The following is a 24,828-nucleotide window of genomic DNA, read 5'->3' as shown; positions in this document are numbered from 1 at the left end:
TCCAGGCGAACTATTCGACCGCTTCGATACGGATCGCCGGACGCGCTTTGACCGGGGCAACCCCGGGCGTCCCGGTCTCGTATTCCGGCTCCGGCTCCGGCGCCATGCCCCCTGCCGTCTTCGGCCCGAACATCGCGACCCAGGCCGCTTTCCAGGGACGCTGCATGGCATCCTCCACCGCGCTGGCCTCGTAGCCGCAGTGAGCCATGCAGTTGGCGCATTTCGGATTTTTCGAATTGCCGTACTTGTGCCAGGGCGTCTCCTCCATCAAGGCGCGGAAGGAAGGCGCGTAACCCTCGTCCACCAGCAGGTAGCATGGTTTCTGCCAGCCGAAGACGTTCCGGGTCGGGTTGCCCCAGGGCGTGCAGTTGTAGCTCTGGTTGCCCGCCAGGAAATCGAGATAGAGCCCCGAATGGTTCAAACGCCAGCCGCGGCCGCGGCCCAGCTTGAACACCTTGCGGAACAGCTCCTTGCTGTCGCGCATCCGGATGAAGATGTCTTGCTGCGGCGCGTGCTCGTAGCTGAAGCCGGGCGCGATGGTGACGCCCTCGACGCCCAGGCGCCTGGTGTGGTCCAGGAACTCGGCCACTTCCTCGGCCGATTCACCCTGGAACAGCGTGCAGTTGATGGTCACCCGGAAGCCCCGGGCAATCGCCATCTCGACCGCTTCGACGGCACGGTCGAACACGCCTGTCTGGCAGACGGAAGCGTCGTGCCGATCGCGGTTGCCGTCGAGATGGATCGACAGCGTCAGGAAGGGGGAAGGCTGGTAATCGTCGATCCGCTTCTTGAGCAACAGCGCATTGGTGCACAGATAGACGTACTTCTTGCGCGCGATGATGCCGCGCACGATCTCCGGCAATTCCTTGTGAAGCAGTGGCTCCCCCCCCGCGATCGACACGATGGGCGCATCGCATTCGTCAACGGCCTGCAGCGATTCCTCGACGCTCAGGCGCCGGTTCAATATCTCGTCCGGATAATCGATTTTCCCGCAGCCGGCGCAGGCCAGGTTGCAGCGGAACAACGGTTCGAGCATCAGCACCAGAGGATAGCGCTTGACCCCGAAAATCTTCTGTTTGAGCAGATACTTTGCGACGGTCAGTTGTTGACGCAGTGGAACGCCCATTCGTTTCTCCTCGATTCTTCTAGCTGGGGACGGAACGGCGTGAGACAGCCGGTCCGACGATCGTTTCATGTCTGCCCAAACGCATACAGGCCAAACCATTGCCCAAAAAACGCGGCCGCACGGGACCGCCGGGGGACATTTTCCTAGTCTGGCACTAGGGATTGAGCCCGGATTGTAACAACAATCCTTTTTCTTGTTCAAAAACGGGGATTGCGGCATTCCCTTGAATAGGAACGCATGCTAGCATCCAGTTGCATATTACTCAACTCATCTTTGATAAAAAAACAACAGAACTTGACTCAAGCCCCCGAATCGGTAGACTTTCACCCCTTTTACAAGGAGTTAGCCACCGTGGCCGACTCGAGCCCGAGCAACCGACGCCTACCCTAGATGAGCGGAACATCCCCCTCGCAACCTGCGATGCACGAGAATCTGTCGGACGACGAGTTCCAGGCCTATTTCCTGGACGGCGTGTCCCGCACTTTCGCCCTGACGATCCCGCGGCTGCCGGAAGGCTTGGCCCGGCCGGTATCCAACGGCTACCTGCTGTGCCGGATCGTCGACACCATCGAGGATGAAGTGGCACTGAGTTCCGCCCAGAAGAGGCGGTATTGCGAGCGCTTCGCCCAGGTCGTCGCCGGGAATGCGCCGGCCGCCCCGCTCGCCAGCGAGCTGTTTCCGCGGCTCTCCGAACAGACCCTGGCCTCCGAGAGGGAACTGATCGCCGCCATTCCGCGCGTGATCCGCATCACCCACGGTTTCGCCCGGCCCCAGCGGGAGGCCTTGGCCGACTGCGTGGCCACGATGTCCAGAGGAATGGCCGAGTTTCAGGACAAAGACCTGCGCCACGGCCTCAAAGATCTGCGGCAGATGGGCGATTACTGCTATTACGTCGCCGGTGTGGTCGGAGAGATGCTGACCCGGTTGTTCTGTCATTACTCGCCGGAAATCGCCGCACACAGGGCCCGGCTCATGGAGCTCGCGGTCTCCTTCGGGCAAGGCCTGCAGATGACCAACATCCTCAAGGATCTGTGGGATGACCACTCGCGCGGCGTCTGCTGGCTTCCGCAAGACGTCTTCACAGAATGCGGCTTCTCCCTTGCCGAGCTCCGGCCGCACCACGGCAATCCCGATTTCGTCCGCGGCTTCGACCGGCTGATCGGCGTGGCCCATGCCCACCTGCGCAACGCGCTGGATTATACGTTGCTGATCCCGAGCCACGAAACCGGCATCCGCGAATTCTGCCTGTGGGCATTGGGGATGGCGGTGCTCACACTGCGCAAGATCCACGGCAACCCGTATTTCAGCGACTCCGCCCAAGTAAAGATCACGCGGCGGGCGGTCAAGGCGACGATAGTCGCCTCGCGGCTGACCCGCGGCAACGACGCCTTGCTGAAGGCCACATTCCGGCTCGCCGGACTCGGCCTGCCCACCGCAGTGCCTGCCGCCGTGCTCCAGCCCAGGCCCATCGACATTTGAATACGCACCGAACCTCCAGGAAACATCGCCCATGTTGAGAGAAGCGACAGTAATATCCAACCTCGAACCGCCGCTGACCGCCTCATACGTCGAGTCTCCTCTCGATGCGGCGATCAGGCAGGCCAAGGACCGTCTGCTGAGCCTGCAACACCTGGAGGGCTACTGGGTGTTCGAGCTCGAAGCCGACTGCACCATCCCGGCCGAGTACGTCCTGATGATGCATTTCATGGACGAAATCGACGGGGAGCTGCAGGCCAAGATCGCCAACTATCTCCGCGCCCATCAGAGCGCCGACGGCAGCTATCCGCTGTTCCAGGGCGGCGCCGGCGACATCAGCTGCACCGTCAAGGCCTATTACGCCCTCAAGCTGGCCGGCGATTCCGTCGATGCCCCCCACATGAAGAAGGGCCGCGAGTGGATTCTCGCCCAGGGCGGCGCCGCGCGCTCCAACGTGTTCACGCGCATCATGCTCGCCATGTTCGAACAGATTCCCTGGCGCGGGGTCCCCTTCATCCCGGTGGAAATCATGCTGCTGCCGAAGTGGTTTCCGTTCCACTTGGACAAGGTGTCGTACTGGTCGCGCACGGTCATGGTGCCGCTGTTCATCCTGTGCAGCCATAAGGTGACCGCGCGCAACCCGTCCAGGACCCATATCCGTGAGCTGTTCACGGTCGATCCGCAGCAGGAGCGCCATTATTTCGACCACGTCAAGACGCCGCTCGGCAAGGCCATCCTCGCCCTGGAACGGTTCGGACGGATGCTGGAACCGCTGATCCCCGACGCCATGCGCAAGAAGGCGACCCAGAAGGCGTTCGAGTGGTTCACGGCACGGCTCAACGGCGTCGACGGGCTGGGCGCGATTTTCCCGGCCATGGTCAACGCCTACGAGGCGCTGGATTTCCTCGGCGTGCCGCCGGACGACGAGCGCCGCAGAGTCGCCCGCGAATCCATCGAACGGCTGCTGGTATTCCAGGGCGAAAGCGCCTACTGCCAGCCCTGCGTCTCGCCGATCTGGGACACCGCCCTCACCTCCCTCACCTTGCAGGAGGTGGCGCGCCATACCGCGGATATCCAGCTCGACGCGGCTCTGCACAAAGGGCTCAAGTGGCTGGCCTCGAAGCAGATCGCCAAGGATGCGCCCGGCGACTGGCGGGTCAACCGGCCGGGCCTGGAAGGCGGCGGCTGGGCGTTCCAGTTCGGCAACGACTATTATCCGGACGTCGACGACAGCGCCGTCGTGGCCCATGCGCTACAGGGCTCGGAAGATCCGAGCTTCGACGAGACCTTGCGCTTGGCAGCCAACTGGATCGCCGGCATGCAGTCCAGCAACGGCGGATTCGGGGCCTTCGACGCCGACAATACCTACTATTACCTCAACTCCATTCCCTTCGCCGACCACGGCGCCCTGCTCGACCCGCCGACGGCGGACGTGAGCGCCCGCTGCGCCATGTTCCTCGCCAAATGGGTGAACCGGCAACCCGAGCTGCGCCCCGTCCTGGAGCGCACGATCGAGTACCTGCGCCGGGAACAGGAAGCCGACGGCTCCTGGTTCGGCCGCTGGGGCACCAACTATATCTACGGCACCTGGTCGGTGCTGCTGGCTTACGAGGCCGCCGGCATTCCGAACGACGACCCGAGCGTGCGCCGCGCCGTGGCGTGGCTCAAGAGCGTCCAGCGCGAGGATGGCGGCTGGGGCGAAGACAATTTCAGCTACCACGACACGTCGCACCGGGGCCGCTTCCACACCAGCACGGCATTCCAGACCGGATTCGCGCTGATCGCGCTGATGGCGGCAGGCGAAGCCGGATCGCCGGAGGTCCAGGCCGGCGTCGACTATCTGCTCAGACAGCAGCGGCCCGACGGGTTCTGGAACGACGAATGCTTCACCGCACCGGGCTTCCCCCGCGTGTTCTATCTGAAATATCACGGCTACGACAAATTCTTCCCCCTGTGGGCACTGGCTCGTTACCGTAACGAACGCTACGCCCGGGCGTGACTCGGATCGGTGTCGTCGTCGCCCTGCCGGCCGAATGCCGTACGCTGACGCGGCGCCCGCTGCGCCGCAGCGAACCGCTTGCCGTCAGTGACACGCTCCATTTCTGCCTGTCCGGCAGCGGCCCGGACAATGCGGCGAAGGCCGCGCTCCGGCTGGCGGAAGGAGGCTGCAACGCCTTGGTCAGTTGGGGATGTGCCGGCGCACTCGGGGGACATCTGGCGTCCGGTGACCTTATGCTGCCCACCGAAGTCGCGTGTGCCGACGGCACGGTATTGCCTGCCCATCCCGACTGGCATCGAGGAGCGGTACGGTATGCAGAAGCGCTTCCCTGCAAGGTGTCCACTGGACGGGTAACCGCCAGCGACGGCATCGTCCACGGCCGCGACGCCAAGCAGATATTGGTTGCCGCCACCGGCGCCGACGCCGTCGACATGGAAAGCGGAGCCGTAGTCCGTACCGCCACGGCACTGGGACTGCCGGCTTTGGTGATCCGCGCCATCGCCGACGACGCGGCGACGGCGATCCCCCGCAGCGTGCTCGACGCGCTCGACCCGCATGGCAATACCCGGCTGCCGAAACTGATCGCCAACCTGATGCGGCGACCGTCGGATATTCCCGACCTGCTCCGCCTGGCCATGGCTTTCAAAGCGGCGTCGGCGACCCTGCGTGCAATGAGCCCCCATCTGCACGCTCCCGCAAAATTCTGACTCGAGCAATGTCCAAAGGAAAAATGACTGTCACGCCGGAAACCCGGACGAGCTTTCTCATCCGCCTGATGCACGGATGGGAATCCCGGGTGCTGACCCATCCCTGGCTGATCCTGTTCGTCGCGTTTGCCGCCTGCGGCCTGACGCTGCAATACACGACGAAAAACCTGACCGTGAACACCAACACGGCCGACACCATCTCGACGGAACTCCCGTTCCAGAAAAACAGGATCCGGTTCGAGGCGGAATTCCCCCAGGACGTCTCCACCATCGTACTGCTGGTCGAGGGAAAAACGCCCGAACAGGCTTCGGATGCCGTCGATGCTCTCCAGCAGAAGCTGGCCGGGCAGTCGGCGACGATCGAGTCGGTCTATGTGCCCGACGGGGGCGATTTCTTCGCCCGCAACGGACTCTTGTATCTGAGCCTGAAAGATCTGGAACAGGTCAGCCAGGATCTGTCCGCCGCCCAGCCGTTCTTCGGACGGCTGGCCGAGGACAACAGTCTCGCCGGCTTCTTCGGCATCTACGCCCAGGCGCTGGACGCCAAGGAATCCGACCTCCCCGTCGAACTGGGCGCCTTCACCCGCCGCCTCAACGAGGCGTTTCAAGCCGCGGTGGACAAGCACCCCTACCGCCTGTCCTGGCAACAGCTCATCATGGGACAGAAGGAGGGCCTCGGCATCACCAAGCGTTTCATCGTCATCCGGCCGAAACTCTTCTTCGAGGAACTGACGCCGGCGGCGAAGGCCATAGCCGCCATCGACCAGGCCATAGACGGCATTCGCGCCGATGCCCTGTCCGACGTCCAGGTACGCAAGACCGGCGAAGTCGTCCTGGAATACGAGGAAATGCTGACGGTGCAGGAAAGCGTCACCATCGCCGGCGTGGCCTCCGCCGTGCTGGTCTGCCTCACCCTGTGGCTGGCCTACCGTTCGTTCAAGCTGATGCTCGCCACTTTCCTGACCCTGGGCATGGGCCTGGTGTTTTCCATGGGTTTCGCCACCCTGGCGATCGGCCAGCTCAACCTGATCTCGATCTCCTTCACCGTGCTGTTCATCGGCATGGGGGACGCGTATTCGTCCCATTTCTGCCTGCGCTACCGGGAGCTCATCCTGCGGGGCATGCCGCAGCGGGCCGCCTTGCGCGAAACCTTCGCGTCGACGGGCTCGGCGCTACTCCTGTGCACGCTGACCGCCGCCATCGGCCTCTACGCGTTCATCCCGACGGCCTACTCCGGCGTCGCGGAGCTGGGCATCATCGCCGGTACCAGCATGTTCATCGCCCTGGCCACCACCTTCACGGTGCTGCCGGCGATCATGAACATCCTGCCCTACAAGCCTTCCCGCCGCGCGGTCCAGCGCAGGCCGCGCGCGCTGACCCGGGCGCTGCTGTCCAACTGGCCGATGCGCTATGCCGGGCCGATCCGGATACTGACCCTGATCCTGGGACTCGCGGCCGGTGCGCTGCTGAGCCGGATCGTGATCGATTTCAACCCGATCAACCTGCGCGACCCGGCCACCGAATCGGTCAAGACTTTCAAGTATCTGCTGAAATCCCGCGACACCTCGCCGATGACCCTGGCTTCGCTCGCCTTGAACGAGGAGGATGCGCACACCCGGATTCAACGGTTCGAGAAACTGTCCTCGGTCGACAGCGTGCGCAGCGTGTTCGATTTCGTTCCCGACCAGCAGGACGAGAAGCTTGCCGCCATCGCGGATCTGGCGCTGGTGCTCGGGCCTCAGTTGCAGAATTTCCCGGCCGCCTCCGAGGCCGAGCCGAACCTGCAGACCCTGGAAAAACTGCACGCCGCGCTGCGCAAGCGCCTCGAAAAAAGCCACGATGCCGATGTCGCCGAGCTGGATGACACCCTTGAGAAGCTCCTCGAAGAGCTGCGCGCGCTACCCTCTCAAGCGGTTCAACCCCGCCTCGACGCCCTCGAAAAAAGCGTTCTGGGAGGCTTGAGAAAAACCATCAACAATCTGAATACCAGCCTGGAAGCCGAGCCGATCACCCTGGACTCCCTCCCCGCGGATATCCGCGAGCGCTGGATCAGCAAGGACGGGCTGTACCGCCTGCAGATATTTCCCCGGAACGACCTGAACGACCTGGACAAGCTGCGGGAATTCATCCAGGAAGCCCAGACGGTGGACCCCGACGTCACCGACCTGCCGGTGACCTACCTGGAGTCGATGAACGCCGTCATCGTCGCTTTCGTACAGGCTTTCGGCACGGCGCTCGGCGCGATCACGCTTCTGTTGCTTCTGATCCTGAGAAACCTCAAGGATACCCTGCTGGTCCTGTTGCCCCTGCTGCTCGCCTCTCTGTTCACCGCGGCCGTGACGGTGCTCATCCACGTGCCCTTCAATTTCGCCAATATCATCGCCCTGCCCCTGCTGTTCGGCCTGGGCGTCGACAACGGCATCCACATGGCGCACCGGCTGCATTACCTGAAGTCCACGCACGACGCTCTGCTGGACTCCAGCGAAGCCAAAGGCGTGTTCTACGGCGCCCTGACCACCGTATTCAGCTTCGCCAGCCTCGCCTTCACCCCCCACCCGGGCATGTCGTCCATGGGTATCCTGCTGGCCATCGGCCTGATGCTGTCCCTGGTCTGCGCCCTCGTGGTGCTGCCGGCCTTCGCCGCGCGCCGGGTCAAGGCCTGAGGCGCTTGGTGTAGAATGCGGAATTTGACAATTCACCAAACCCGAGGTTGTTGATGTCGAGTCGTATTTCCGACCTGCTGAAGAACCGCAGAGGCGAAAATTTCGATCTGCATGAAAAACATCTCAACACCCAGATGGTCCGGGTGTTGAAGACGATCGGCTACGACCGGGTTTACGTCCGGGCGCAAGGCCCCTACCTGTACGACGACCAGGAGCGGGAGTACCTGGACCTCCTCAGTGGCTTCGGCGTGTTCGCGCTGGGACGCAACCATCCCAAGGTGGTCGCCGCGCTGAAGGACGTGCTGGACGCCCAGCTCCCGGATCTGGTCCAGATGGATGTGTCGCTCCTGAGCGGTCTGCTGTCGGAAAAGATCCTGCAGCGCTGCCCCGGCGATCTGTCGCGGATGTTTTACTGCAACTCCGGCGCCGAGGCGGTGGAAGCGGCCATCAAGTTCGCCCGCTACACCACCAAGCGGGAAAAAATCGTGTATTGCGAACACGGCTTCCACGGCCTCACCCTGGGCGCGCTGTCGCTGAACGGCGAACAGGTGTTCCGCGACGGTTTCGGCCCGCTGCTGCCGGCCTGCACCGCCGTACCGTTCAACGACCTCGGCGCCCTCGAGGCCGCCCTCCGCCACAACGACGTAGCCGCCTTCATCGTCGAGCCGATCCAGGGCAAAGGCGTCAACCTGCCGGATGACGGCTATCTGGCCGAGGCCGCCCGCCTGTGCCGGAAGTACGGCGCGCTGTTCGTGGCGGATGAGATTCAGACCGGCATCGGCCGCACCGGGAAATTCTGGGCCATCGAACACTGGGGCGTGGAGCCGGACATGATCCTGATGGCGAAGGCGCTGTCCGGCGGATTCATTCCGGTCGGCGCCGTCGCCATGAAAAAGCAAGTCATGGAGGCGGTGTTCAACCGGATGGACCGCGCCGTGGTCCACGGCTCCACCTTTTCCAAGAACAACATGGCGATGGCGGCCGGCATCGCCACCCTCGACGCCATCGAAGAGGAAGGTCTGGTCGAGAACGCGGCGCGGATCGGCGAGCAGATCACTGCCGGAATCCGGGCGATGGCCGACCGCTACGAGCTGCTGCATGCGGTGCGCGGCAAGGGCATGATGATCGCGGTCGAGTTCGGCGCGCCGAAAAGCTTTTCGCTCAAGGCCGCGTGGAGCCTCCTGGAGACCGCCAACAAGGGCCTGTTCAGCCAGATGATCACCATTCCGCTGTTCAAGAATCACCGCATCCTGAGCCAGGTGGCGGGGCACGGCATGAACGTGGTCAAGTTCCTACCGCCGCTGGTGATCGGCCAGAAGGACGCCGACTGGATACTCCAGGCCATGGATGCGGTCATCGCCGATTGCCACAAGGTCCCCGGCGCCATCTGGGACCTGGGCAAGAACCTCACCAGCCACGCCCTGAAAGCCAAGGCCGGCTGACCCTTTACTCAATCTGACAGGTAGCCATGTCCCTTCACGCTATCAAGCCATTCGGCAAGCCCCTCCGGATCATCGCCCTGAGCCTGCTTGCACTCAGCTCCGAGGCCTGGAGCCATGCCGTCGTCACCGAATCGTCGCTGACCAGCCATCCGGTGAAGCCCAACCAGCCGACCAAGGTGGTGCTGTTTTTCAACTCCGGAGTCGAGCTCGCCCTGTCGCGGGTCTTCCTGGTCAGCAAGGGCGACGTGTTCCACCCCGTCAACATCGCCAAGGGCAAGAAGGCAGGCGAGATGCTGGTCGACATCCCTCCCCTGGAGCCTGGCGACTACGCGCTGAAATACAAGGTGTTTGCGGCGGACGGCCACTTCACCGAAAACGTGATCCGTTTCCGCGTCGACAACCCGTAGCTCGAGGTCGTACAACCCATGTTCATACAAGGCCTGGCCAATTTCATCGATGACTTCCTCGGCGGCTTGATGCTCATCAGCTATGCGCTGATCGTCGGCAGCCTGATCTGGGCGGCCTGGATTCTGCGGATCTGGGACAGGTCCGCGGCCGGCAACGGCGCACCGGAGCCGGTCGTCGCCGTCAGCGTCCGTCTGCTGAAGGGGGGAGCGATCACGCTGGCCGCCATGCAGGGCACCAAACTGCTGATCAAGGGCATGCTGCTCGCCGCCACGCTCGGCGATTTCCCCCTGGAGGCCTATTTTGGGACGGTGCAGTTCATCGCCGGCCTGCTTCGCCTCGTCCTCTCGTGCGGGTTCATCTATCTGGCGGGGCGGCTCAGCGCTTCACCGTATGACCGCTCCGCCTGGAACACCGCGGCATTCCTGACCGTGCCGCTGGTGATCAGTGGCGCCTGGCTCGTTCATGGCGTCGGGCGTTTCGAGCACCGCGAACAGCTCATGCTCATGACGGTGATCCACCAGTTGGCCGCCGCGGTCTGGTTCGGCGGCGTCGCCCAGCTTCTGTTTCTCTGGCATTCCCGGCGCGCCGAACAGGCGGCGCACAAGTTCTGGCCGCTCGCTATCACGCGATTCGGCTGGTTGGGCGCGGCCTCCGTGCTGCTGCTGGTTTCCACCGGCCTGCCGCTGGCGGTCGAATACATCGGTTCGCTGGACGGCCTCTTCGGCACCGGCTACGGCAGCCTGGTGGCGACCAAGGTCGCGCTGATGGGAGGCGCGCTCTATTTCGCCTACCGCAACCACAAGGCCGGGAAGGAATGGAAAGAGCGCGGCGCCTCCGCCGACCTGACCGGCAAGGTGCCGTATTTCATCGAGGCCGAGACTTTCGTGCTGGTGAGCGTCTTGTTCGTCGCTGCGACGCTGTCTTCGCAGCCGCCATCGGTGGACATCAAGGACACCACGGCGACGGTTTCGGAAGTGGCCTACATGTTCTCGCCTCGCCTGCCCAAAGTCAGCTCTCCGACGCATGAGCAGCTTCTGGCCGGCGAAGCGGGCCGAGTCGCGGTGGTGGACAAGGTGCCTTCGGTCGCCGCCACCGAGTGGTCGGACTACAACCACAACATCTCCGGCATCTTCCTGACCGGCATGTGCCTGGTGGCGATGCTGTCCTATACCGGGCGCTTCCGCTGGGCGCGGTATTGGCCGGTGGGGTTCATCGGCCTCAGCATCTTCCTGTTCTTCCGCAGTGACGCCGAAACCTGGCCGCTGGGGCCGATCGGATTCTGGGAGAGCACCTTCGGCAACGGGGAGGTTTTCCAGCACCGCATCGCAACGCTGCTGGCGTTTCTGCTCGGCGTCCTCGAACTGCGCGCCCGCACCCGGCCCGACGCCCACCGGCTGCGCTACATGTTTCCGGTCCTGAGCGCGTTCGGCGGCATCCTGCTGCTCACGCACTCGCACGCGGAATTCGAGCTCAAGAGCGAATACCTGATCCAGTCGACGCACACCGCCATGGGCCTCCTGGCGGTCGTTGTCGCCAGCGGACGCTGGCTGGAGCTCAGACTGGCGACGGCGCCGGTGTCCTCGCAGGGGGCCGCCGGCCGATTCGACACGGGTCAGGTGGCGGGCTTCCTGTCCATCCTCGCCATGTTCGTGATCGGCAACTTCCTGATGTTCTACCGGGAACCGCTGTACTGACCGAAGTCGCAGCGCGTAAAAAAAGGCATCCCGCGGGATGCCTTTTTTGTGCCGCCTGCCGTAAAGCGAGGTCAGCTCTTGGAGTTGTTTTCGTTGTTGGCGTAATCCGTGATCTTCTGAGTCAGCTTGCTCATCAACACATCGAAACCTTCACGGTCGATGACGCTGGTGTACTGGGCCTTTTTCAGCGCCAGATCGCTGATGCCGTCGACGACGATGTTGATGATCTCCCACCTCCCGTCGAACTGGTTGACCATGTAATCGAACTTCACGGGGGTCTCCTTCGGCGCCACCAGCTTGTACCGCACCACCACCCGGTCGGGCCTGACCGCCTGATCCGAATCGTACTGGAACTGTTCGCCGCCATAGCTGTTGAACTGGGCGGCGTAGGTGGCGATGCTCAGTTCCGTGAGCTTTTTCACGAATTCCCTCTTCTGCTCGTCGCTCAAGGTCTTCCAGTGTGCCCCCAGGGCGATCTGGGCCACGGCTTCGAACTGGAAAACCTCGCGCACCACGGGGTCCAGCTTCTTGTACCTGCCTTGATAACCCAGTTGCTTTGCATTTTTCATCACGTCGATGAGCGCGCCGTTCAATTTGTCCACCACCACGCGCGCGGCTTCCGTGCCGGTGTCGGCTGTGGCGACCCTTGCCGCCGACAGCATCAAGGCCAGCGCCAGCCCGCCAAGAATTCGTAAGAACATGTAATTCCTCACCATGGGCATATTTGCAACAAAATATACCATAACACCCACAGTCCCCGAATCAGTTTCGAATGCGACGAGGACCTGCCGCCCCCGTCGAAGGAGGCGTTGCGGCCGGGAAAAAAACACGGAAGGCTCAGAACCCGGGAAAAGCGTAAGAATCGCCGTCCCGGAAAAAAGGGGGGGCCGCCTACCGCCGCTGCAAGCGCAGGGAATTCAGCACGACGGAAACGGAACTGAAAGCCATGGCGCCCGCCGCGATCATGGGACTCAGCCGCCCCATCACTGCGAGCGGGATGGCGATCGTGTTGTAGCCGAAGGCCCAGGCAAGATTCTGGTGGACGACCCGCAGCGTGAATTGGCTGAGCGCCATGCCGTCCGCCACCCGGCTGATGTCGCCCTGGCTGATGATCATGTCGGCGGTCTGGATCGCCACGTCGGTGCCGCTGCCTATGGCGAAGCTCACGTCCGCGGCGGCCAGCGCGGGCGCGTCGTTGACGCCGTCGCCGATCATCCCCACCCGCTCCCCCTGCCCCTGCAGGGCGCGGATGATCTCCAGCTTCTGCGCCGGGCGAGCACGGGCGGTCACTTCCGCGATGCCCACCTGCTGCGCGATGTGCTCGGCGGCCGCTTCCACGTCGCCGGTCACCATCAGAGTCCGGACGTTCAGGTCCTGCAATCTTTCGATGGCGGCCCGCGCGTGTTCGCGGGGCCGGTCCGCGATGCCGAACACCGCCGCGAGCTTGCCGTCCAGCGCCATGAAAACCGGGGTCTTGCCCTGCCCGGCCAGGTTCGAGGCCGGCTCTACGGCGGCGGCGAAATCGACGCCGGACTCCGCCAACCATTCGGCGTTGCCTATCAGCACCTCGCGGCGGTCCACCCGCGCGCGGATACCGCGTCCCGGCACGCTGTCGAATTCATGGGAAACCAGGGTATCGGCTCCGGCCTCCTGCGCCCTGCGGACGATGGCCCGCGCCAGGAAGTGCTCCGAATCGATTTCGGCCGCTGCCGCCAGGCCCAGCAGTCGGGGCTCGCCCAGCCGCGAAAACCGGACGATGTCGGTGACTTCCGGCTTGCCTTCCGTGATGGTGCCGGTCTTGTCGAACACGACGGCGGTCAGTTTCGACGCCATCTCCAGGCTTTCGCCGTTGCGGATGTAGATGCCCTTGCGGGCGGCCTGTCCCGTTCCCACCATGATGGCTGCCGGAGTCGCCAGCCCCAGCGCGCAGGGACAAGCGATGAGCAGTACCGCGATCGCGTTGGCGAACGCCCTGGCCGCGGGTGCGCCGAGCCAGGTCCAGCCCATGAACGTGCCGGCCGAAATCACCAGGACGGTCGGCACGAACACCGCCGAAACCCGGTCCACGGTCTTCTGGATCGGGAGTTTCGACGACTGGGCCTGCCCCACCATATGGATGATCCCGGCCAGCACCGTGTCCTCCCCCACGGCCGTGACCCTGACCTGGAGCGCACCGGTGCCATTGACGCAGCCGCCGATCACCCGGTCGCCGGGCTGTTTGATGACGGGAACGCTTTCACCCGTGACCATGGATTCGTCGATGCCGGAGGTGCCGGCGAGGACCTCGCCATCGGTGGGTAAACGGTCGCCGGGACGCACCCGCACCACGTCGCCCACCTTCAAGGACTCGACCGGCACCTCGAACTCCCCGCCGTCCCTGAGGAGCGTGGCGGTGGCGGGTTGCAGATCGAGAAGGCGCCGGATCGCTTCATGGGCTCGGCCGCGTGTGGTCTCCTCCAGGTAGCGGCCGTACAGCACGAAACTCACGATGGCGGCTGCGGCCTCGAAATAGAGCTCTCCCCGCCGCGCCAGCAAGGCCACGACGCTGGAACCGTAAGCCGCTCCGACGCCCAGCGCGACCAGGGAGTCCATGTTGGCGGTGCCCTGCCCCGCAAGCCTCCAGGCCTTGGAGAAAAACGAACGGCCGCTGCCGAGCACCACCGGCGTGGTGAGAATGGCGCTCAGCCAGGCCCATGCCCGCCCGTGCGGCATCACCATCCCGAGCACCACGACGGGGGCGCTCAGGAGAACCGACACCAGCGCGTGGCGCCGCGCCTGCCGCAGACGTTCGGCTTCCCGCGCAACCATGAGTTTGCGCTGGACGATGCTGTCGGCCGCCTGCGCGCGGTAACCGATCCGCGCGATGGCCGCCATGACGGCGTCGCGGCTGAGGACGGCCCGGACGGTGGCGGTCTCCGTGGCGAAATTGACGGAAACGTCGCGGATGCCGGGCTGCCGCTTCAGCATCATTTCGATGAGCAGGGCGCAAGACACGCAGGTCATCCCTTCGATCGCGAACTGCCATTCGCGCACCGGCCCGTCGCCGCCCGTGCCGCCGAGCGCTTCCGGCGCCTGCTTGCGGTGGCCCAGGCTGGCGATCAGATGATCCGCCACCCGCAGCAGGTTCGTGCGCGGCAGTTGGTCCGGATTGAAGCGGATCGCCACCGAACCGAGGTCAGCCGCCACCCGCACGGACCGTATCCCGGAATGCTTGAGCAGCAGAATCTGCAAGAGGTAGCAGCGTTCCGGATCCTTGCGCAGCGCCGGCGCCTGGATCCGGACGCGCCGCCGCAAGGCATGCACGACTTCGAGATTGGGCCAGGCATGCGCGAACGGCGCCGCCGCGGTTCGGGCCGTCGAAATCTCCGAACCTGCGGCGTCAGACATTGCGGGGACGCCGCGACCGGACCAGAAGGAAAATCATGTAGAACACCGCCATCCACTCGTAGCGATAGCGAAGAGGCTGTCGGAGCCAGTGCTGTGTGATCAGGTGCCAATGCAGCTTGATGAGATAGAGCACCAGCACGTCGTTGAAAAATTCTATGAATCCTCTTTCCCGCGCCGGCGTCAGCAGCTTGGGCGAATTTTTCATGGTCCGCCGGGCGACGATTTTCATGGCCGCCAGGGTTTCGCCCGCCTCCCGCGCCTTTTCACGCAGCCAGCCGAAAGGCCGGCCCACCGGGACGCTCACGGCGCCCTGCACCCGACCTGCCTGCCCGACGCCGGCATCGACGAGCTGGCCCAGCCGCCGCCCGATGGCCTTGAGATCGCACACGGCGATGTCGAAACGCACCGAAAGTTTGCGGCTGCCCGGCGACAGGCTGACCCGGTAAACGCCATCCAGCGCACGCAGGGCCGACTCGATTTGAGCGCGCGCCGAGGCCTCGCAGAGCTCCGCCGGCAGTTCGAAACGCACGTGGCCGGCACCGCTATAGCGCAAAATAATCTGTTTTTTCAGTGACATGGTCTCAAGGCCAGACGATGACAGGCTGCCGGCGGATTTCTATCCGCGTATTCAGGTATCACCCCGTTCCGAGCCTTCCTGGCGTTCGGCCAGCAGATCCTCCAGATTTTCCCGCTGCTGAAGGACGAAATCCTTGCCGCCTTCGGCGACGCTCATGGCCGAACCGATGATCTCCTTGCGGTATTTGTGAATGTAATAGCCTGCCGCCATGCCGAGGCCGAACAGCACCAGCGGATGGGTGAACACCCGCTTCAGCAGCGACCTGCCGGTGTGCGTCCCCGCCGTCGCGGCCGCGCCTACCGCCGCGCCCTTGACCACCGCGGCGGCATTGTGGGACGACTGGACCAGATGGCGGGCGCCTTGCATCGCGCCGTGACTCATCATGCCCTCCATGCCAGCCATCGGACCCATCATCCCGCCCGCCATGCCGTGCTCCATCGCCTTGGCCGCGCCCATCGCCGCGTCCGTCATCGTCTTCCCGCCGTGTACATGAGCCATGATCTAGTTCCTCGTTGACTGTGCCGAATATTCCGACGCCCCACCCGTCAGGGGAGCGACCGAGAGCCGCGCCGATTATCGGTCATTTTCTCGAATGAGGTAAATCCGGCACTTCCGCATGGCCGGGGACGTCCTCGGCAAGGATCTCGGCCTCGTGAAGCATCGCGTAGATCCCCTGGCAGCCTTCGCAACAGAAGACCTTGAGCCCGCCGGTGGTGTTCAGGGGAAAGCCCGGCGGGATCACGGGCAGACTGCACAGGTCGCAAACACGCGGTTCGGTGTCCATCCATCGCCTCCTTGACGCCTCTTACGAAAAATCAACAAACTTGGGCAGTTATAATAAAAAACTCCGCAGCGGCTTGCACAGCTTGCGGAGTCTGCGCCGGTATATCCGGCCGGGAGACGAAAAATCAGTGACAGCTGAAGCTCATGGTCGCAGCTTCGGCACCGTCGCCCGACCCGCGGATCGCGCGGCTGGAAGCCTTCATGAGGGCGATCCGGAGCGCTCCGGTCAGACTGCTCCCCAGGCCGACCTGGGTGGCGATCGCAGGCACCAGGATCAAGGAAGCGAAGGCGAGGCCGGTGCCGATCAGCAGCGGTCCGATGGGCGCATCCTGCTTCCGCGCGCGGGCCGTTTTCGGCTTTTCGACGATTTTCACGTGGGCTACCTGGGAATTTTTCATGTTCGGCTCGCTCTGATGAGAATGAATGCTGCGACGAAACTATCTTTTTCAACATTCGTGCCCAATGCTTAGCCGCTTGATTTACAAGCACCCGCAGTTCAACCGGAGCGCGGGAACACATGGAGGCATGGCGTATCACGCAGGCGGACTGCGTGATATCACACACTTTTGCCGCGAGGCCCCTTTCCCCGTTCTCGCCAAGGCCCGAGGAGCCGGCCGGATTTGACGCCGGACGAACTGGCAGAAAACCTGCACGCCTTATAATCTTCGAGCTCCCTAGAGCATCCTCAGACTACGTCCGTACCCTAAATCCGATCGGAAACATGAACTCGACCAACGCAGCGAACCGTCAGTCCATCGCGAGCCCCTCAGCCTGGCTCAGACGGCCTGGCGCGATTGTCCTGGGAATCCTGGGCGTCATCGTGATCCTCTTCCTGGATGAACGGATGGGCGCTCTGGCCCAGATGCCGGCGCTGGGGCGCGACATGAGCTACTGGCTGCTGTTCGTGACCGGTCTTCTGACCGGTTTCCATTGCGTGGGCATGTGCGGGGCGCTGGTGCTGGCCTATGCCGCCAAACCCGCCAGCGGCGGCAAGCCATCTCCCTTCTCCCATTTCCTTTACGGCACGGGCAAGACCCTGTCCTACACCGTGATCGGAGCGGTTTTCGGCCTGATCGGATCGATTTTTTCGTTCTCGCCGGTGCTTCGGGGTGCCATCGGTATCGCCGCCGGCCTGTTCCTGGTGCTGTTCAGCTTGGGGATGCTGCGCTGGGTGCCGGCCTTGAGCCATTTCCAGATCAAGACGCCGGGCTTCCTGCTGCGCTTCATCGGCACACAGTCGAGGCGGTCCCACAGCCCCTTCGTCATCGGCCTGCTCAACGGTCTCATGATCATCTGCGGCCCGTTGCAAGCCATGTACGTCATGGCCGCAGGCACCGGCAGCCCGGTCGAGGGCGCCCTGCTGATGTTCTTTTTCGGCCTGGGGACGCTGCCGGTGATGCTCAGCTTCGGCTGGTTCGCCGCGCTCATCTCGGCCGGGCTGAAACCCAAGCTGGTCCGGTTCTCCGGTGTCATCGTGCTGATCCTGGGGATACTGATGGTGAATCGCGGTCTCAAGGCCAGCGAAAGCGGATTCGATTTCCACTCCCTGCTGGTGGGGCTGTCCGGCTTCACCGAATCACGCTGGGGCTTCGTGCTCGCCACGCCGGATGCTCCGATGCCGCAGGACATGTCCGGGATGCACCACAACCACTGAGCCTTCTGCCTCAGGAAGTTAAGGATCCGGCCGGGCGAGGAACGGCCCTTCGCCGCCGATTTTGAATCGTCCTGCCGGTACCGCTAGAATCGGCGGCTCCCCTCTCGACTTCCTCCGGCGAACTTCCATCTTGCACGACACCGAATTCGAAACCCGCGCGGCCGAACTGATCGAAGCGGGCCGCTTCATCGACGCCCGCGGCTGGGTTCCCGCCACCAGCGGCAATTTTTCCGCCCGCCTGAGCGATGGCCGGATCGCCATCACGGTTTCCGGCCGGCATAAGGGCCGCCTGCGCCCCGAGGACATCATGCTGGTGGACGCCGAAGGCCGTTCGCTCGACGGCAAGCAGCCCTCGGCGGAAACCGTGCTGCACACCGGCATCTACCGGCGCTATCCGGATGCCGGCGCCGTGCTGCATCCGCACTCGCCCGCATCTACCCTGCTGTCGCGGCTGGTGGTCGGCGAAATCGTCCTGGAAGACTACGAGCTGCTGAAGGCCCTGGCCGGCATCGACACCCACGAGACCCGGATCGCCGTGCCGATCTTCCCCAACGACCAGAACATTCCCCGCCTCGCCCTGAAAGTCGAGGAATACATCGAGATGCACGGCGACATTCACGCCTACATCATCGCCGGCCACGGCTTTTATACGTGGGGAAAATCGGTTGCCGACGCACTGCGTCATGTGGAAGCGCTGGAATTCCTCTTCGACCTGGAAACCCGCATGCACGGAGTCAAACGATGAGCCTTCTGACCATACACCCGGAATCCGGCGCCGGAATGCCGGAGATCGTCCGCGACGGCGACGGCGACGCCATCGCCGCACGGCTGGCCGGGATCGGTGTCCTGTTCGAACGCTGGCAGGCGAACCGGGCATTCGGTCCGGATGCCGGACAGGACACGATCCTCGCGGCCTACGGTGATCCGGTCGAACGCCTGAAAGAGAAATACGGTTTCGAATCGGCCGACGTCATCAGTGTCGACCCCGATCACCCGCAGAAAAGCGAATTGAGATCCCGCTTCCTGAGCGAGCACACCCACGGGGACTTCGAGGTGCGCTTCTTCGTCGAAGGCCGCGGCCTGTTCTACCTGCACGTCGGCGACCGCGTCTACGGCATCCTGTGCGAGCGGGGCGACCTCCTGAGCGTCCCCTCGAATACCCGCCACTGGTTCGACATGGGCGCCGAGCCCTGCCTGAAGTGCATCCGCCTCTTCACCACGCCGGAGGGCTGGGTGGCGGATTTCACCGGCAGCGACATCGGCGACCGGTTCCCCAAACTCGAAGATTATCTGAAGAACTACGCATGATCCGCGCGATCCTCACCGACATCGAGGGCACGACCTCCTCCCTGTCCTTCGTAAAGGAGACGCTGTTTCCCTATGCCCGCGCCCGCATGGCCGACTTCGTCCACAGCCATGCCCACGACGGCGCCGTGCAGGCCCTGCTCGCCGATGTAAAGGCGGCGGCCGGTGACGCTTCGCTGGACGAGGAAGGCGTCATCGCCCAGCTCGTCCGCTGGATCGACGAAGACCGCAAGATCACGCCACTCAAGGCGATCCAGGGCCTCCTCTGGGAAGAAGGCTACCGCAACCGCGACTTCTTCGGGCATGTGTACGAAGACGCCGTACGCCGGCTTCGAACCTGGCACGAACAGGGCATCGCCCTGTACGTGTTCTCCTCCGGCTCGGTCCACGCCCAGCGCCTGCTGTTCGGCCACACCCCCGTCGGCGATCTGCAGCCGCTGTTTTCCGGCTACTTCGACACCCGGATCGGCGCGAAGCAGGAACCTGACGCCTACCGTGCCATCGCCCGGGAGCTGAACCTGCCGCCCGAAGAAATCCTGTTCCTGTCTGACATCGAAGGCGAACTGAACGCCGCCAGGGAAGCGGGCTTCAGGACGTTCCTGCTGGTCCGCGAGGGCGGGGCGAAGACGAGTGCTCATCCGCAGGGCGCGGACTTCGACGCCATCCAGCCGGAACTCCTCTGAACCTCAAAAACACCGGGGGTTGCCGCGACCTTGACGACGATTTGAAACAGTTTCGTAACATTCGGAGGGTTGATTTCAGGCGTTCATAGCGCTTAAAGTTCGGCCTTTGCCCGATTCGGGTGCAGCGATGCCGCCACTCGGGCCACCAGGATGTCGCAAAAGCCACTGGCGACGGCTCCGGCCGCAGCGGCTTTTTCCGCACCCTGTCATCAAGATGTTCGACTACCGATAGGGGTAATAATGGGATTCAATTCGTCCTTGCGCGCGCACGCGGGCGCATCCGAACCCAATCTCAGCCGCCGCAGTTTTCTCACCCGTGCAGGGATCGCCGCAACCGGAGCCCTGCTGTTCCCCAGCTTCGACGCCTACGCGTACTCCTTGAGCAGAGAGCGCACTCTGTATCTCTACAACAAGCATACCGGCGAAGACATGACCTTGGTGTGCTGCCCGGAACGAAACTACGACCGGGGTCTGCTGCGGCAGTTCAGCCACTTCCTCCGGGACCATCACGCCGATGAAAGCTGTCCCATGGATCCGGGACTGATCGACATTCTCTACGCGATCTCCGCGATGACCCGCTCCAGCGGCACCTTCGAAATCATTTCCGGCTATCGCGCCCCAGAAACCAACCGGATGCTGCGCAGGCACAGCCACGGCGTGGCCGAACACAGCCTGCACATGGAAGGGAAGGCGATCGATCTGCGCATGAGCGACGTCAGCACCCGCACCATCCGCAAGACCGCACTCGCGCTGCAATACGGCGGCGTCGGTTATTACCGCCGCGCCGATTTCGTTCATCTGGACACGGGGCGCATCCGCTCCTGGTGAGGCTTTCGGCCGGGCACGCAGTCCTTTCCAATCCAGAAATGAGCCTGAAGGAGGGTTCTGAGTGAACCTGTTCAGGCGGCGGGTTGTTGGGCAGTGTTGATGTATTGGAACAGTTCGGTGCGCGCCTGGTTGAGGAGTCGCGCGGCCTCATTGTCGCTGATGGCGTAGGCGATTTCATCCAGTTGTTTGAAGGAGATGCCGGGCTTGAGGTACTGCTCGGCCTCGGGCAGGGATTTGAGTTTTTCGTAGGGGGTCATGAGATTGGCGTAGGGATAGCGCTTGCGCCGTTTGCCCTTGGCGTCGACGACCGCCTCGGGGAAGAGGCAGGGGCGGTGGAAGTTGAGGTAGGGGGTAAGGACGCCGCTGGAGAAGGTGTTGACCCGCGCGGCGAAGCGTCCGGGGATGTGGGCATAGCCGAGGTGCTTGCGCACGACGGAGCCGTTCTTGCTTTCGACGAGGGCGTTGTCGTTGGTCTGGCGGGCGCGGGACTTGGTGAAGTCGATGCGCAGTTTCTCCAGGAGTTGGGCGACCCGGTGGTTGATGTACTCCGAGCCGTTGTCGGAGTGGAAGCCGCGGATGACGAAGGGGAAGCTGTCGAGGAGCGGGTTGAGCGCCGGGATGAGGAAGTGCTCGCTGATCCGTTCGACGCTGACGACGCACTGCATCTGGGTGGCCTCGTCGACGGCGTTGAGGTGGTAGAGGCCCTTGATGCCATCGAGATCGCCCTGATGGACGGAATCGACGCGCAGGAAGCCGGGGCGTCCGTCCGGAAAGGGTTTGCGGCGCTCGCCGATGGCCACGGGCGTGGGTCGGGTCTTGTCGTGGTGAGTGCGCTGCCGTCGATAGGCCGTGGAGTGGCGGAGGTTGTAGAGGCCGCCGTTGGAGATGCGGGCGAGGCGGACGAAGCGTTGATCCGAGAAGACGTGGAAGGCGCGCTCGCAGAGCTTGCGGGTGGCGGGGCCGGAGAGGGTGCCGTGGAGGGCATCGAGTTCGGCCAAGAGCACGGCATCGGCGGGCAGATAGCGACGCTGAAAGGCGTTGGCCGGCCGACCGCGGTGGTCGCGTACCCGTCCCGTTCGGCGGTACTGCGCGATCAGGCGGGTGATCTGGGCGCGGGAGAAGCCGCTGACCTTGATCAGGTAATCCCGGACGATCCCCTTGTCGGCCTTGCCGAGGCGCAAGTAGCCGAGCTGACAGAGCGAGGACTCGATCCAGCCATAGGCCTCCGGGCGGGAGGGTACGGTGAAGTCCAGCGGTGAGGCGCCCTCCAGGAAGGCCCGGATCTCGTCGAGGGTTTGAAGGCGTTGGGTATGCAGTTTCACGATCATCCTCCGATGATCCCAAAACCCACCCCTTCAGGCTCACCTTCCGGTGGAATCACGCCCCTCCTTCAGGCTCATCTTCCGTTGGACAAGGCTCACGCTGGACAGCTTGGGCTCACTTGCGCAAACTATGCGCGATTCCGCCGTACGGCCGCCGGTGCCCTGCGCAGCCGGCCGACGGCTTGCCCAGATCTTTCCGGGATCATCCGGCCACGGGACGAGACGGTTCGCCCCCCTTTGGAATGGATACTCGCCAACGCATGAAAGCCCTGCGCCTCATCCTGCTGTGCCTGACCCTCGCTACCGCCCAGAATTCCGCCGCCATGGGACCGAACACGCTGAAAGGTCCCATGAGCTTCATCGAAGTGCTCAATGAGGTGCTGATCATGCGGCCGGTCGGCCTGGTGGCCACCATCGTCGGCACGACGCTTTTCCTGGCAACCAGCCCCCTCACCGGCATCGCCTCGGTGGCCGAGCCCCACGACGCCTTCCGCAAGGCCGGCGATGCGCTGGTCGTGGGACCGGCTGCGTTCACCTTCAGCCGTCCGTTCGGCGTCTACGGCTACAACCCGAAAGGGGTTTATCCGGACCGCCGGCCAAACTGAACACCTGAAATCCGCAGGCCATGGATCCCGACTTCTGGCACGAGCGCTGGCAGCAAAAACAGACCGGCTTTCACCAGACCCAGGTCAATCCGCTGCTGGAAACCTTCTGGCCTCGATGCGTCGGTCCGGCGCGGCCCAGGGTTTTCGTTCCCCTCTGCGGCAAGTCCCTGGACATGATCTGGCTGCGGAACCGGGGGCATTCCGTGCTCGGCAACGACCTCAGCCCCATCGCGGTCGATGAATTCGTCCGGGAAAACGGCCTGTCGGCGAGCGCGGCCCTCCTCGGAAACGGCTTCATCCGGGTGCAGAGTGACGATATGAGTTTGCTGTGCGGGAACTACTTCGACCTGCCCCCCGAGCTCATGGGTGAAATCGGTGCGGTCTACGACCGTGCCGCACTGGTGGCGATGCCGCCGGAAATGCAGGACCGCTACGCCGGGCAGATTCTCCGGCTGCTGCCGCATCGCCCTCCCATGCTGCTGATCACACTGGAGTACGACCCGTCGGAAATGGATGGTCCGCCGTTCCCCATCCCTGAGGAAACGGTGGTTCGCCTGTTCGGACCGGCCTACCGGATCGAGCTGCTGTCGGCGCGCGATACGTTGGAAGGGAATCCGCAGTTGCGCGCCAAAGGACTGAGCCGCCTGACCGAAAAGGCCTATTGGCTGCGGGCCCAGACTCCGGCCTGAACCGTGAACGCAGGCTCAGCGGCGCCCGCGGCCGCCCGAGCGCGGCCCCTTGTCCAAAGCGACGTAGATCGTCTTGCCTTCGTAATCGGAACCGTCCAGCGCCTCGATGGCCTTGCGGGCCTCGTGTCCTTCCATGCTGACCGAAGCCGTACCGCGGGCCTTGCCGGTGAACATGTCGCGGCTGAGCTGAAGCTCGAAAACCTTGCCGTAGCCGGTGAACAGTTCCTTGAGGCCCGCTTCGGTGGTCTGGGGCGGTAAATTTCTGACAAAAAGTTTCAACATGTGCTGGGCACCTTCGTAAAAGAGTCGAGCGGAGCGCTGCGACGAAGCGCAACGTCGCGCTGAGTGAAGAGGAAAAAACAGGCCGCTTGAAGCGGCCTGTTTTCGTCAGTAGCGGTACGTGACAGCGGGCTTGTCGCCCGCACGCCATCCCGGCATAACGAGATGGTGGTTACAGAACCACGACGTTCTCGGCCTGCGGCCCTTTCTGGCCGGCGACCTCGGTGAAGCTCACCCGCTGGCCTTCTTTCAGGGTCTTGAAGCCTTGACCCTGGATCGAACGGAAATGAACGAAAAGATCACTGCCGTTTTCACGCTGGATGAAACCAAATCCCTTGCTTTCATTGAACCATTTAACGGTTCCCTGTTGCTGTTGTGACATATCGAATCTCTCGAAAAAAATGAGTGGAGACGTAGAGCGTAGTATTACGGCGAGTGGGCAGGTGGAGCGGGTATGGTTCCGGGTGGAACGGACGCTACTGAAACTTGCGTGGCACGGACCCCAATACGACATGCCTAAAGTAAAGTAATTCGATACCGTTTTCAAGAAAAATCGAAAAGTCCGCATCGAGAACTCAGCGAAATGGAAGGAAGGCGGACGGCCAGCCCCACGAAATGGCCAGGTTCACCAAGACATGCGGCACGCCAGCCATCGCAAACGTGTGGAAATCCGGCGTAACCCGGTGTTTTTCCGCATGCTGAACGATGATGACGTTGCCGGCCGCTCCGAGGATCAGAAAATTCCCCGCCACCGTGCTGCCGGCAGCCAAAGCCATCCACACCTCGGTCGACATACCGGCTTCACGCTGCATGGGCAGATGAGGCGCAACCAGAGGTACGTTCGAGACCGATTGGCCAAGGCCGGCACTCAGGCCGAGTACGGCCGGAACGTCCGTCGTTTCGGGCTGAACAGTAACACGGGGACCACCGCCGCCAGGGCGATCCAGCTCAGGCGCATCCCCTTGAAAGCCAGCGCAAGCGGCATCGTGCGCGGATCGAGATCGTGCGCCCGAACCAGCCGCAACACCGGCGACGTACCGACGATGGCCGCGGTAACGTTCATCAGCAGCGCCGACGCCAAGCCGCCGATGGGCCGGGCCGCGATCAGGCAGAAAACCGCGGCGGGCGCAAAAAGGGAGATATTCATGGAACCCTTTACGAAAAGCTCCGCCTATAGTAGAGGTAGCACACCGTCGCACTG

The 24,828-nt window shown here is 63.5% G+C and carries 26 protein-coding genes; 14 read left to right on the top strand and 12 right to left on the bottom strand.

Features of this window, described 5'->3' with window-relative positions; all coding sequences use genetic code 11:
* Nucleotides 1–10 precede the first annotated feature (10 nt).
* Nucleotides 11–1,126 carry an adenosyl-hopene transferase HpnH gene (gene hpnH, locus ABZN20_RS18250; RefSeq protein WP_218805833.1) on the bottom strand — a complete coding sequence of 372 codons (1,116 nt, stop codon included), beginning with the start codon at nucleotides 1,124–1,126 and terminating at the stop codon, nucleotides 11–13.
* Between the two features lie 390 nt (nucleotides 1,127–1,516).
* Here hpnH and ABZN20_RS18245 point away from each other — a divergent pair, with 390 nt between their 5' ends.
* Genes ABZN20_RS18245 through ABZN20_RS18215 form a run of 7 tightly spaced genes read left to right on the top strand, consistent with a single transcriptional unit; the run spans nucleotide 1,517 to nucleotide 11,515 of the window.
* Entirely contained in the window at nucleotides 1,517–2,605 is a 1,089-nt protein-coding gene (locus ABZN20_RS18245) for a phytoene/squalene synthase family protein (RefSeq protein ID WP_218805832.1), read from the top strand.
* A gap of 31 nt (nucleotides 2,606–2,636) precedes the next feature.
* Nucleotides 2,637–4,601, top strand: coding sequence for a squalene--hopene cyclase (shc, locus tag ABZN20_RS18240; RefSeq protein ID WP_367026170.1), 1,965 nt, complete (start codon nucleotides 2,637–2,639; stop codon nucleotides 4,599–4,601).
* On the top strand, nucleotides 4,598–5,308 hold the full coding sequence (locus tag ABZN20_RS18235; protein WP_367026169.1) for a phosphorylase: 711 nt from the start codon (nucleotides 4,598–4,600) through the stop codon (nucleotides 5,306–5,308). The genes shc and ABZN20_RS18235 overlap by 4 nt, the downstream gene beginning before the upstream one ends.
* An 8-nt stretch (nucleotides 5,309–5,316) precedes the next feature.
* Nucleotides 5,317–7,971 (top strand): MMPL family transporter, encoded by a 2,655-nt coding sequence (locus ABZN20_RS18230; RefSeq protein WP_367026168.1) that lies wholly within the window; start codon nucleotides 5,317–5,319, stop codon nucleotides 7,969–7,971.
* A gap of 53 nt (nucleotides 7,972–8,024) precedes the next feature.
* The gene (locus ABZN20_RS18225) at nucleotides 8,025–9,413 is read left to right on the top strand and encodes an aspartate aminotransferase family protein (RefSeq protein ID WP_367026167.1); all 1,389 of its coding nucleotides are present in this window, start codon (nucleotides 8,025–8,027) and stop codon (nucleotides 9,411–9,413) included.
* Between the two features lie 26 nt (nucleotides 9,414–9,439).
* Nucleotides 9,440–9,820, top strand: a complete 381-nt coding sequence (locus ABZN20_RS18220; RefSeq protein WP_218805827.1) for a copper resistance CopC family protein — start codon at nucleotides 9,440–9,442, stop codon at nucleotides 9,818–9,820.
* An 18-nt stretch (nucleotides 9,821–9,838) separates the two neighbouring features.
* Nucleotides 9,839–11,515, top strand: coding sequence for a copper resistance D family protein (locus ABZN20_RS18215; RefSeq protein ID WP_367026166.1), 1,677 nt, complete (start codon nucleotides 9,839–9,841; stop codon nucleotides 11,513–11,515).
* A gap of 71 nt (nucleotides 11,516–11,586) precedes the next feature.
* Here the strand turns inward: ABZN20_RS18215 and ABZN20_RS18210 are convergent, their stop codons facing one another.
* The 6 genes from ABZN20_RS18210 to ABZN20_RS18185 form a co-directional block, all read right to left on the bottom strand.
* Nucleotides 11,587–12,216, bottom strand: a complete 630-nt coding sequence (locus ABZN20_RS18210; protein WP_255556292.1) for an HpnM family protein — start codon at nucleotides 12,214–12,216, stop codon at nucleotides 11,587–11,589.
* Between the two features lie 190 nt (nucleotides 12,217–12,406).
* On the bottom strand, nucleotides 12,407–14,902 hold the full coding sequence (locus tag ABZN20_RS18205; protein ID WP_218805824.1) for a heavy metal translocating P-type ATPase: 2,496 nt from the start codon (nucleotides 14,900–14,902) through the stop codon (nucleotides 12,407–12,409).
* Nucleotides 14,895–15,479, bottom strand: coding sequence for a cation transporter (locus tag ABZN20_RS18200; RefSeq protein WP_367026165.1), 585 nt, complete (start codon nucleotides 15,477–15,479; stop codon nucleotides 14,895–14,897). Before ABZN20_RS18200 ends, ABZN20_RS18205 begins: the two co-directional genes overlap by 8 nt.
* A gap of 51 nt (nucleotides 15,480–15,530) precedes the next feature.
* Complete coding sequence (locus ABZN20_RS18195) at nucleotides 15,531–15,977, bottom strand: hypothetical protein (protein ID WP_255556291.1); 447 nt, start codon at nucleotides 15,975–15,977, stop codon at nucleotides 15,531–15,533.
* A gap of 82 nt (nucleotides 15,978–16,059) precedes the next feature.
* The gene (locus ABZN20_RS18190) at nucleotides 16,060–16,263 is read right to left on the bottom strand and encodes a heavy metal translocating P-type ATPase metal-binding domain-containing protein (protein WP_218805822.1); all 204 of its coding nucleotides are present in this window, start codon (nucleotides 16,261–16,263) and stop codon (nucleotides 16,060–16,062) included.
* A gap of 124 nt (nucleotides 16,264–16,387) precedes the next feature.
* On the bottom strand, nucleotides 16,388–16,660 hold the full coding sequence (locus ABZN20_RS18185) for a hypothetical protein (RefSeq protein WP_255556290.1): 273 nt from the start codon (nucleotides 16,658–16,660) through the stop codon (nucleotides 16,388–16,390).
* A gap of 323 nt (nucleotides 16,661–16,983) precedes the next feature.
* Here ABZN20_RS18185 and ABZN20_RS18180 point away from each other — a divergent pair, with 323 nt between their 5' ends.
* From ABZN20_RS18180 to ABZN20_RS18160, 5 genes are all read left to right on the top strand, one after another.
* Complete coding sequence (locus ABZN20_RS18180) at nucleotides 16,984–17,916, top strand: sulfite exporter TauE/SafE family protein (protein ID WP_218805821.1); 933 nt, start codon at nucleotides 16,984–16,986, stop codon at nucleotides 17,914–17,916.
* 127 nt (nucleotides 17,917–18,043) lie between these two features.
* Nucleotides 18,044–18,661 carry a methylthioribulose 1-phosphate dehydratase gene (locus ABZN20_RS18175; RefSeq protein WP_367027583.1) on the top strand — a complete coding sequence of 206 codons (618 nt, stop codon included), beginning with the start codon at nucleotides 18,044–18,046 and terminating at the stop codon, nucleotides 18,659–18,661.
* Entirely contained in the window at nucleotides 18,658–19,224 is a 567-nt protein-coding gene (locus ABZN20_RS18170) for a 1,2-dihydroxy-3-keto-5-methylthiopentene dioxygenase (protein ID WP_367026164.1), read from the top strand. The genes ABZN20_RS18175 and ABZN20_RS18170 overlap by 4 nt, the downstream gene beginning before the upstream one ends.
* Nucleotides 19,221–19,904 carry an acireductone synthase gene (mtnC, locus tag ABZN20_RS18165; RefSeq protein WP_218805818.1) on the top strand — a complete coding sequence of 228 codons (684 nt, stop codon included), beginning with the start codon at nucleotides 19,221–19,223 and terminating at the stop codon, nucleotides 19,902–19,904. Before ABZN20_RS18170 ends, mtnC begins: the two co-directional genes overlap by 4 nt.
* Nucleotides 19,905–20,144: 240 nt before the next feature.
* Complete coding sequence (locus tag ABZN20_RS18160) at nucleotides 20,145–20,732, top strand: YcbK family protein (RefSeq protein WP_218805817.1); 588 nt, start codon at nucleotides 20,145–20,147, stop codon at nucleotides 20,730–20,732.
* 71 nt (nucleotides 20,733–20,803) lie between these two features.
* Here ABZN20_RS18160 and ABZN20_RS18155 read toward each other — a convergent pair whose 3' ends face one another.
* Nucleotides 20,804–22,054 (bottom strand): hypothetical protein, encoded by a 1,251-nt coding sequence (locus tag ABZN20_RS18155; RefSeq protein WP_367026163.1) that lies wholly within the window; start codon nucleotides 22,052–22,054, stop codon nucleotides 20,804–20,806.
* Nucleotides 22,055–22,314: 260 nt separating this feature from the next.
* Between ABZN20_RS18155 and ABZN20_RS18150 the strand changes: the two genes are divergently transcribed.
* Both ABZN20_RS18150 and ABZN20_RS18145 read left to right on the top strand, forming a co-directional pair.
* On the top strand, nucleotides 22,315–22,659 hold the full coding sequence (locus ABZN20_RS18150; RefSeq protein WP_255556288.1) for a hypothetical protein: 345 nt from the start codon (nucleotides 22,315–22,317) through the stop codon (nucleotides 22,657–22,659).
* A gap of 20 nt (nucleotides 22,660–22,679) precedes the next feature.
* The gene (locus ABZN20_RS18145) at nucleotides 22,680–23,348 is read left to right on the top strand and encodes a thiopurine S-methyltransferase (RefSeq protein WP_367026162.1); all 669 of its coding nucleotides are present in this window, start codon (nucleotides 22,680–22,682) and stop codon (nucleotides 23,346–23,348) included.
* A 15-nt stretch (nucleotides 23,349–23,363) separates the two neighbouring features.
* Here the strand turns inward: ABZN20_RS18145 and ABZN20_RS18140 are convergent, their stop codons facing one another.
* The 4 genes from ABZN20_RS18140 to ABZN20_RS18125 all read right to left on the bottom strand — a co-directional run bounded on the left by ABZN20_RS18140 (nucleotide 23,364) and on the right by ABZN20_RS18125 (nucleotide 24,774).
* Nucleotides 23,364–23,630 (bottom strand): RNA recognition motif domain-containing protein, encoded by a 267-nt coding sequence (locus tag ABZN20_RS18140; protein WP_026045904.1) that lies wholly within the window; start codon nucleotides 23,628–23,630, stop codon nucleotides 23,364–23,366.
* 169 nt (nucleotides 23,631–23,799) lie between these two features.
* Entirely contained in the window at nucleotides 23,800–24,009 is a 210-nt protein-coding gene (locus ABZN20_RS18135; RefSeq protein WP_010960118.1) for a cold-shock protein, read from the bottom strand.
* Between the two features lie 193 nt (nucleotides 24,010–24,202).
* Nucleotides 24,203–24,439: a hypothetical protein gene (locus tag ABZN20_RS18130; protein WP_367026161.1), complete on the bottom strand. Its 237-nt coding sequence runs from the start codon at nucleotides 24,437–24,439 to the stop codon at nucleotides 24,203–24,205.
* Between the two features lie 56 nt (nucleotides 24,440–24,495).
* Nucleotides 24,496–24,774: a hypothetical protein gene (locus ABZN20_RS18125; protein ID WP_367026160.1), complete on the bottom strand. Its 279-nt coding sequence runs from the start codon at nucleotides 24,772–24,774 to the stop codon at nucleotides 24,496–24,498.
* Between the last annotated feature and the right edge of the window lie 54 nt (nucleotides 24,775–24,828).

Origin of the sequence: Methylococcus sp. ANG, assembly GCF_040730495.1 — a bacterium.
Lineage (GTDB): Bacteria > Pseudomonadota > Gammaproteobacteria > Methylococcales > Methylococcaceae > Methylococcus.
The sequence above is the reverse complement of the archived record's forward strand: the minus strand, read 5'-3'. Positions and strand labels throughout refer to the sequence as shown.

Bases quoted from the DNA above. Each gene is read 5' to 3' on its own strand.
- ABZN20_RS18180 (WP_218805821.1), top strand. From the start codon at position 16,984: ATGAACTCGACCAACGCAGCGAACCGTCAGTCCATCGCGAGCCCCTCA.
- ABZN20_RS18215 (WP_367026166.1), top strand. From the start codon at position 9,839: ATGTTCATACAAGGCCTGGCCAATTTCATCGATGACTTCCTCGGCGGC.
- ABZN20_RS18190 (WP_218805822.1), bottom strand. From the start codon at position 16,263: ATGGACACCGAACCGCGTGTTTGCGACCTGTGCAGTCTGCCCGTGATC.
- hpnH (WP_218805833.1), bottom strand. From the start codon at position 1,126: ATGGGCGTTCCACTGCGTCAACAACTGACCGTCGCAAAGTATCTGCTC.
- ABZN20_RS18170 (WP_367026164.1), top strand. From the start codon at position 18,658: ATGAGCCTTCTGACCATACACCCGGAATCCGGCGCCGGAATGCCGGAG.
- ABZN20_RS18130 (WP_367026161.1), bottom strand. From the start codon at position 24,439: ATGCAGCGTGAAGCCGGTATGTCGACCGAGGTGTGGATGGCTTTGGCT.
- ABZN20_RS18135 (WP_010960118.1), bottom strand. From the start codon at position 24,009: ATGTCACAACAGCAACAGGGAACCGTTAAATGGTTCAATGAAAGCAAG.
- shc (WP_367026170.1), top strand. From the start codon at position 2,637: ATGTTGAGAGAAGCGACAGTAATATCCAACCTCGAACCGCCGCTGACC.
- ABZN20_RS18140 (WP_026045904.1), bottom strand. From the start codon at position 23,630: ATGTTGAAACTTTTTGTCAGAAATTTACCGCCCCAGACCACCGAAGCG.
- ABZN20_RS18160 (WP_218805817.1), top strand. From the start codon at position 20,145: ATGGGATTCAATTCGTCCTTGCGCGCGCACGCGGGCGCATCCGAACCC.
- ABZN20_RS18205 (WP_218805824.1), bottom strand. From the start codon at position 14,902: ATGTCTGACGCCGCAGGTTCGGAGATTTCGACGGCCCGAACCGCGGCG.
- ABZN20_RS18185 (WP_255556290.1), bottom strand. From the start codon at position 16,660: ATGAAAAATTCCCAGGTAGCCCACGTGAAAATCGTCGAAAAGCCGAAA.
- ABZN20_RS18245 (WP_218805832.1), top strand. From the start codon at position 1,517: ATGAGCGGAACATCCCCCTCGCAACCTGCGATGCACGAGAATCTGTCG.
- ABZN20_RS18225 (WP_367026167.1), top strand. From the start codon at position 8,025: ATGTCGAGTCGTATTTCCGACCTGCTGAAGAACCGCAGAGGCGAAAAT.
- ABZN20_RS18220 (WP_218805827.1), top strand. From the start codon at position 9,440: ATGTCCCTTCACGCTATCAAGCCATTCGGCAAGCCCCTCCGGATCATC.
- ABZN20_RS18125 (WP_367026160.1), bottom strand. From the start codon at position 24,774: ATGAATATCTCCCTTTTTGCGCCCGCCGCGGTTTTCTGCCTGATCGCG.
- ABZN20_RS18150 (WP_255556288.1), top strand. From the start codon at position 22,315: ATGAAAGCCCTGCGCCTCATCCTGCTGTGCCTGACCCTCGCTACCGCC.
- ABZN20_RS18145 (WP_367026162.1), top strand. From the start codon at position 22,680: ATGGATCCCGACTTCTGGCACGAGCGCTGGCAGCAAAAACAGACCGGC.
- ABZN20_RS18200 (WP_367026165.1), bottom strand. From the start codon at position 15,479: ATGTCACTGAAAAAACAGATTATTTTGCGCTATAGCGGTGCCGGCCAC.
- ABZN20_RS18195 (WP_255556291.1), bottom strand. From the start codon at position 15,977: ATGGCTCATGTACACGGCGGGAAGACGATGACGGACGCGGCGATGGGC.
- mtnC (WP_218805818.1), top strand. From the start codon at position 19,221: ATGATCCGCGCGATCCTCACCGACATCGAGGGCACGACCTCCTCCCTG.
- ABZN20_RS18230 (WP_367026168.1), top strand. From the start codon at position 5,317: ATGTCCAAAGGAAAAATGACTGTCACGCCGGAAACCCGGACGAGCTTT.
- ABZN20_RS18210 (WP_255556292.1), bottom strand. From the start codon at position 12,216: ATGTTCTTACGAATTCTTGGCGGGCTGGCGCTGGCCTTGATGCTGTCG.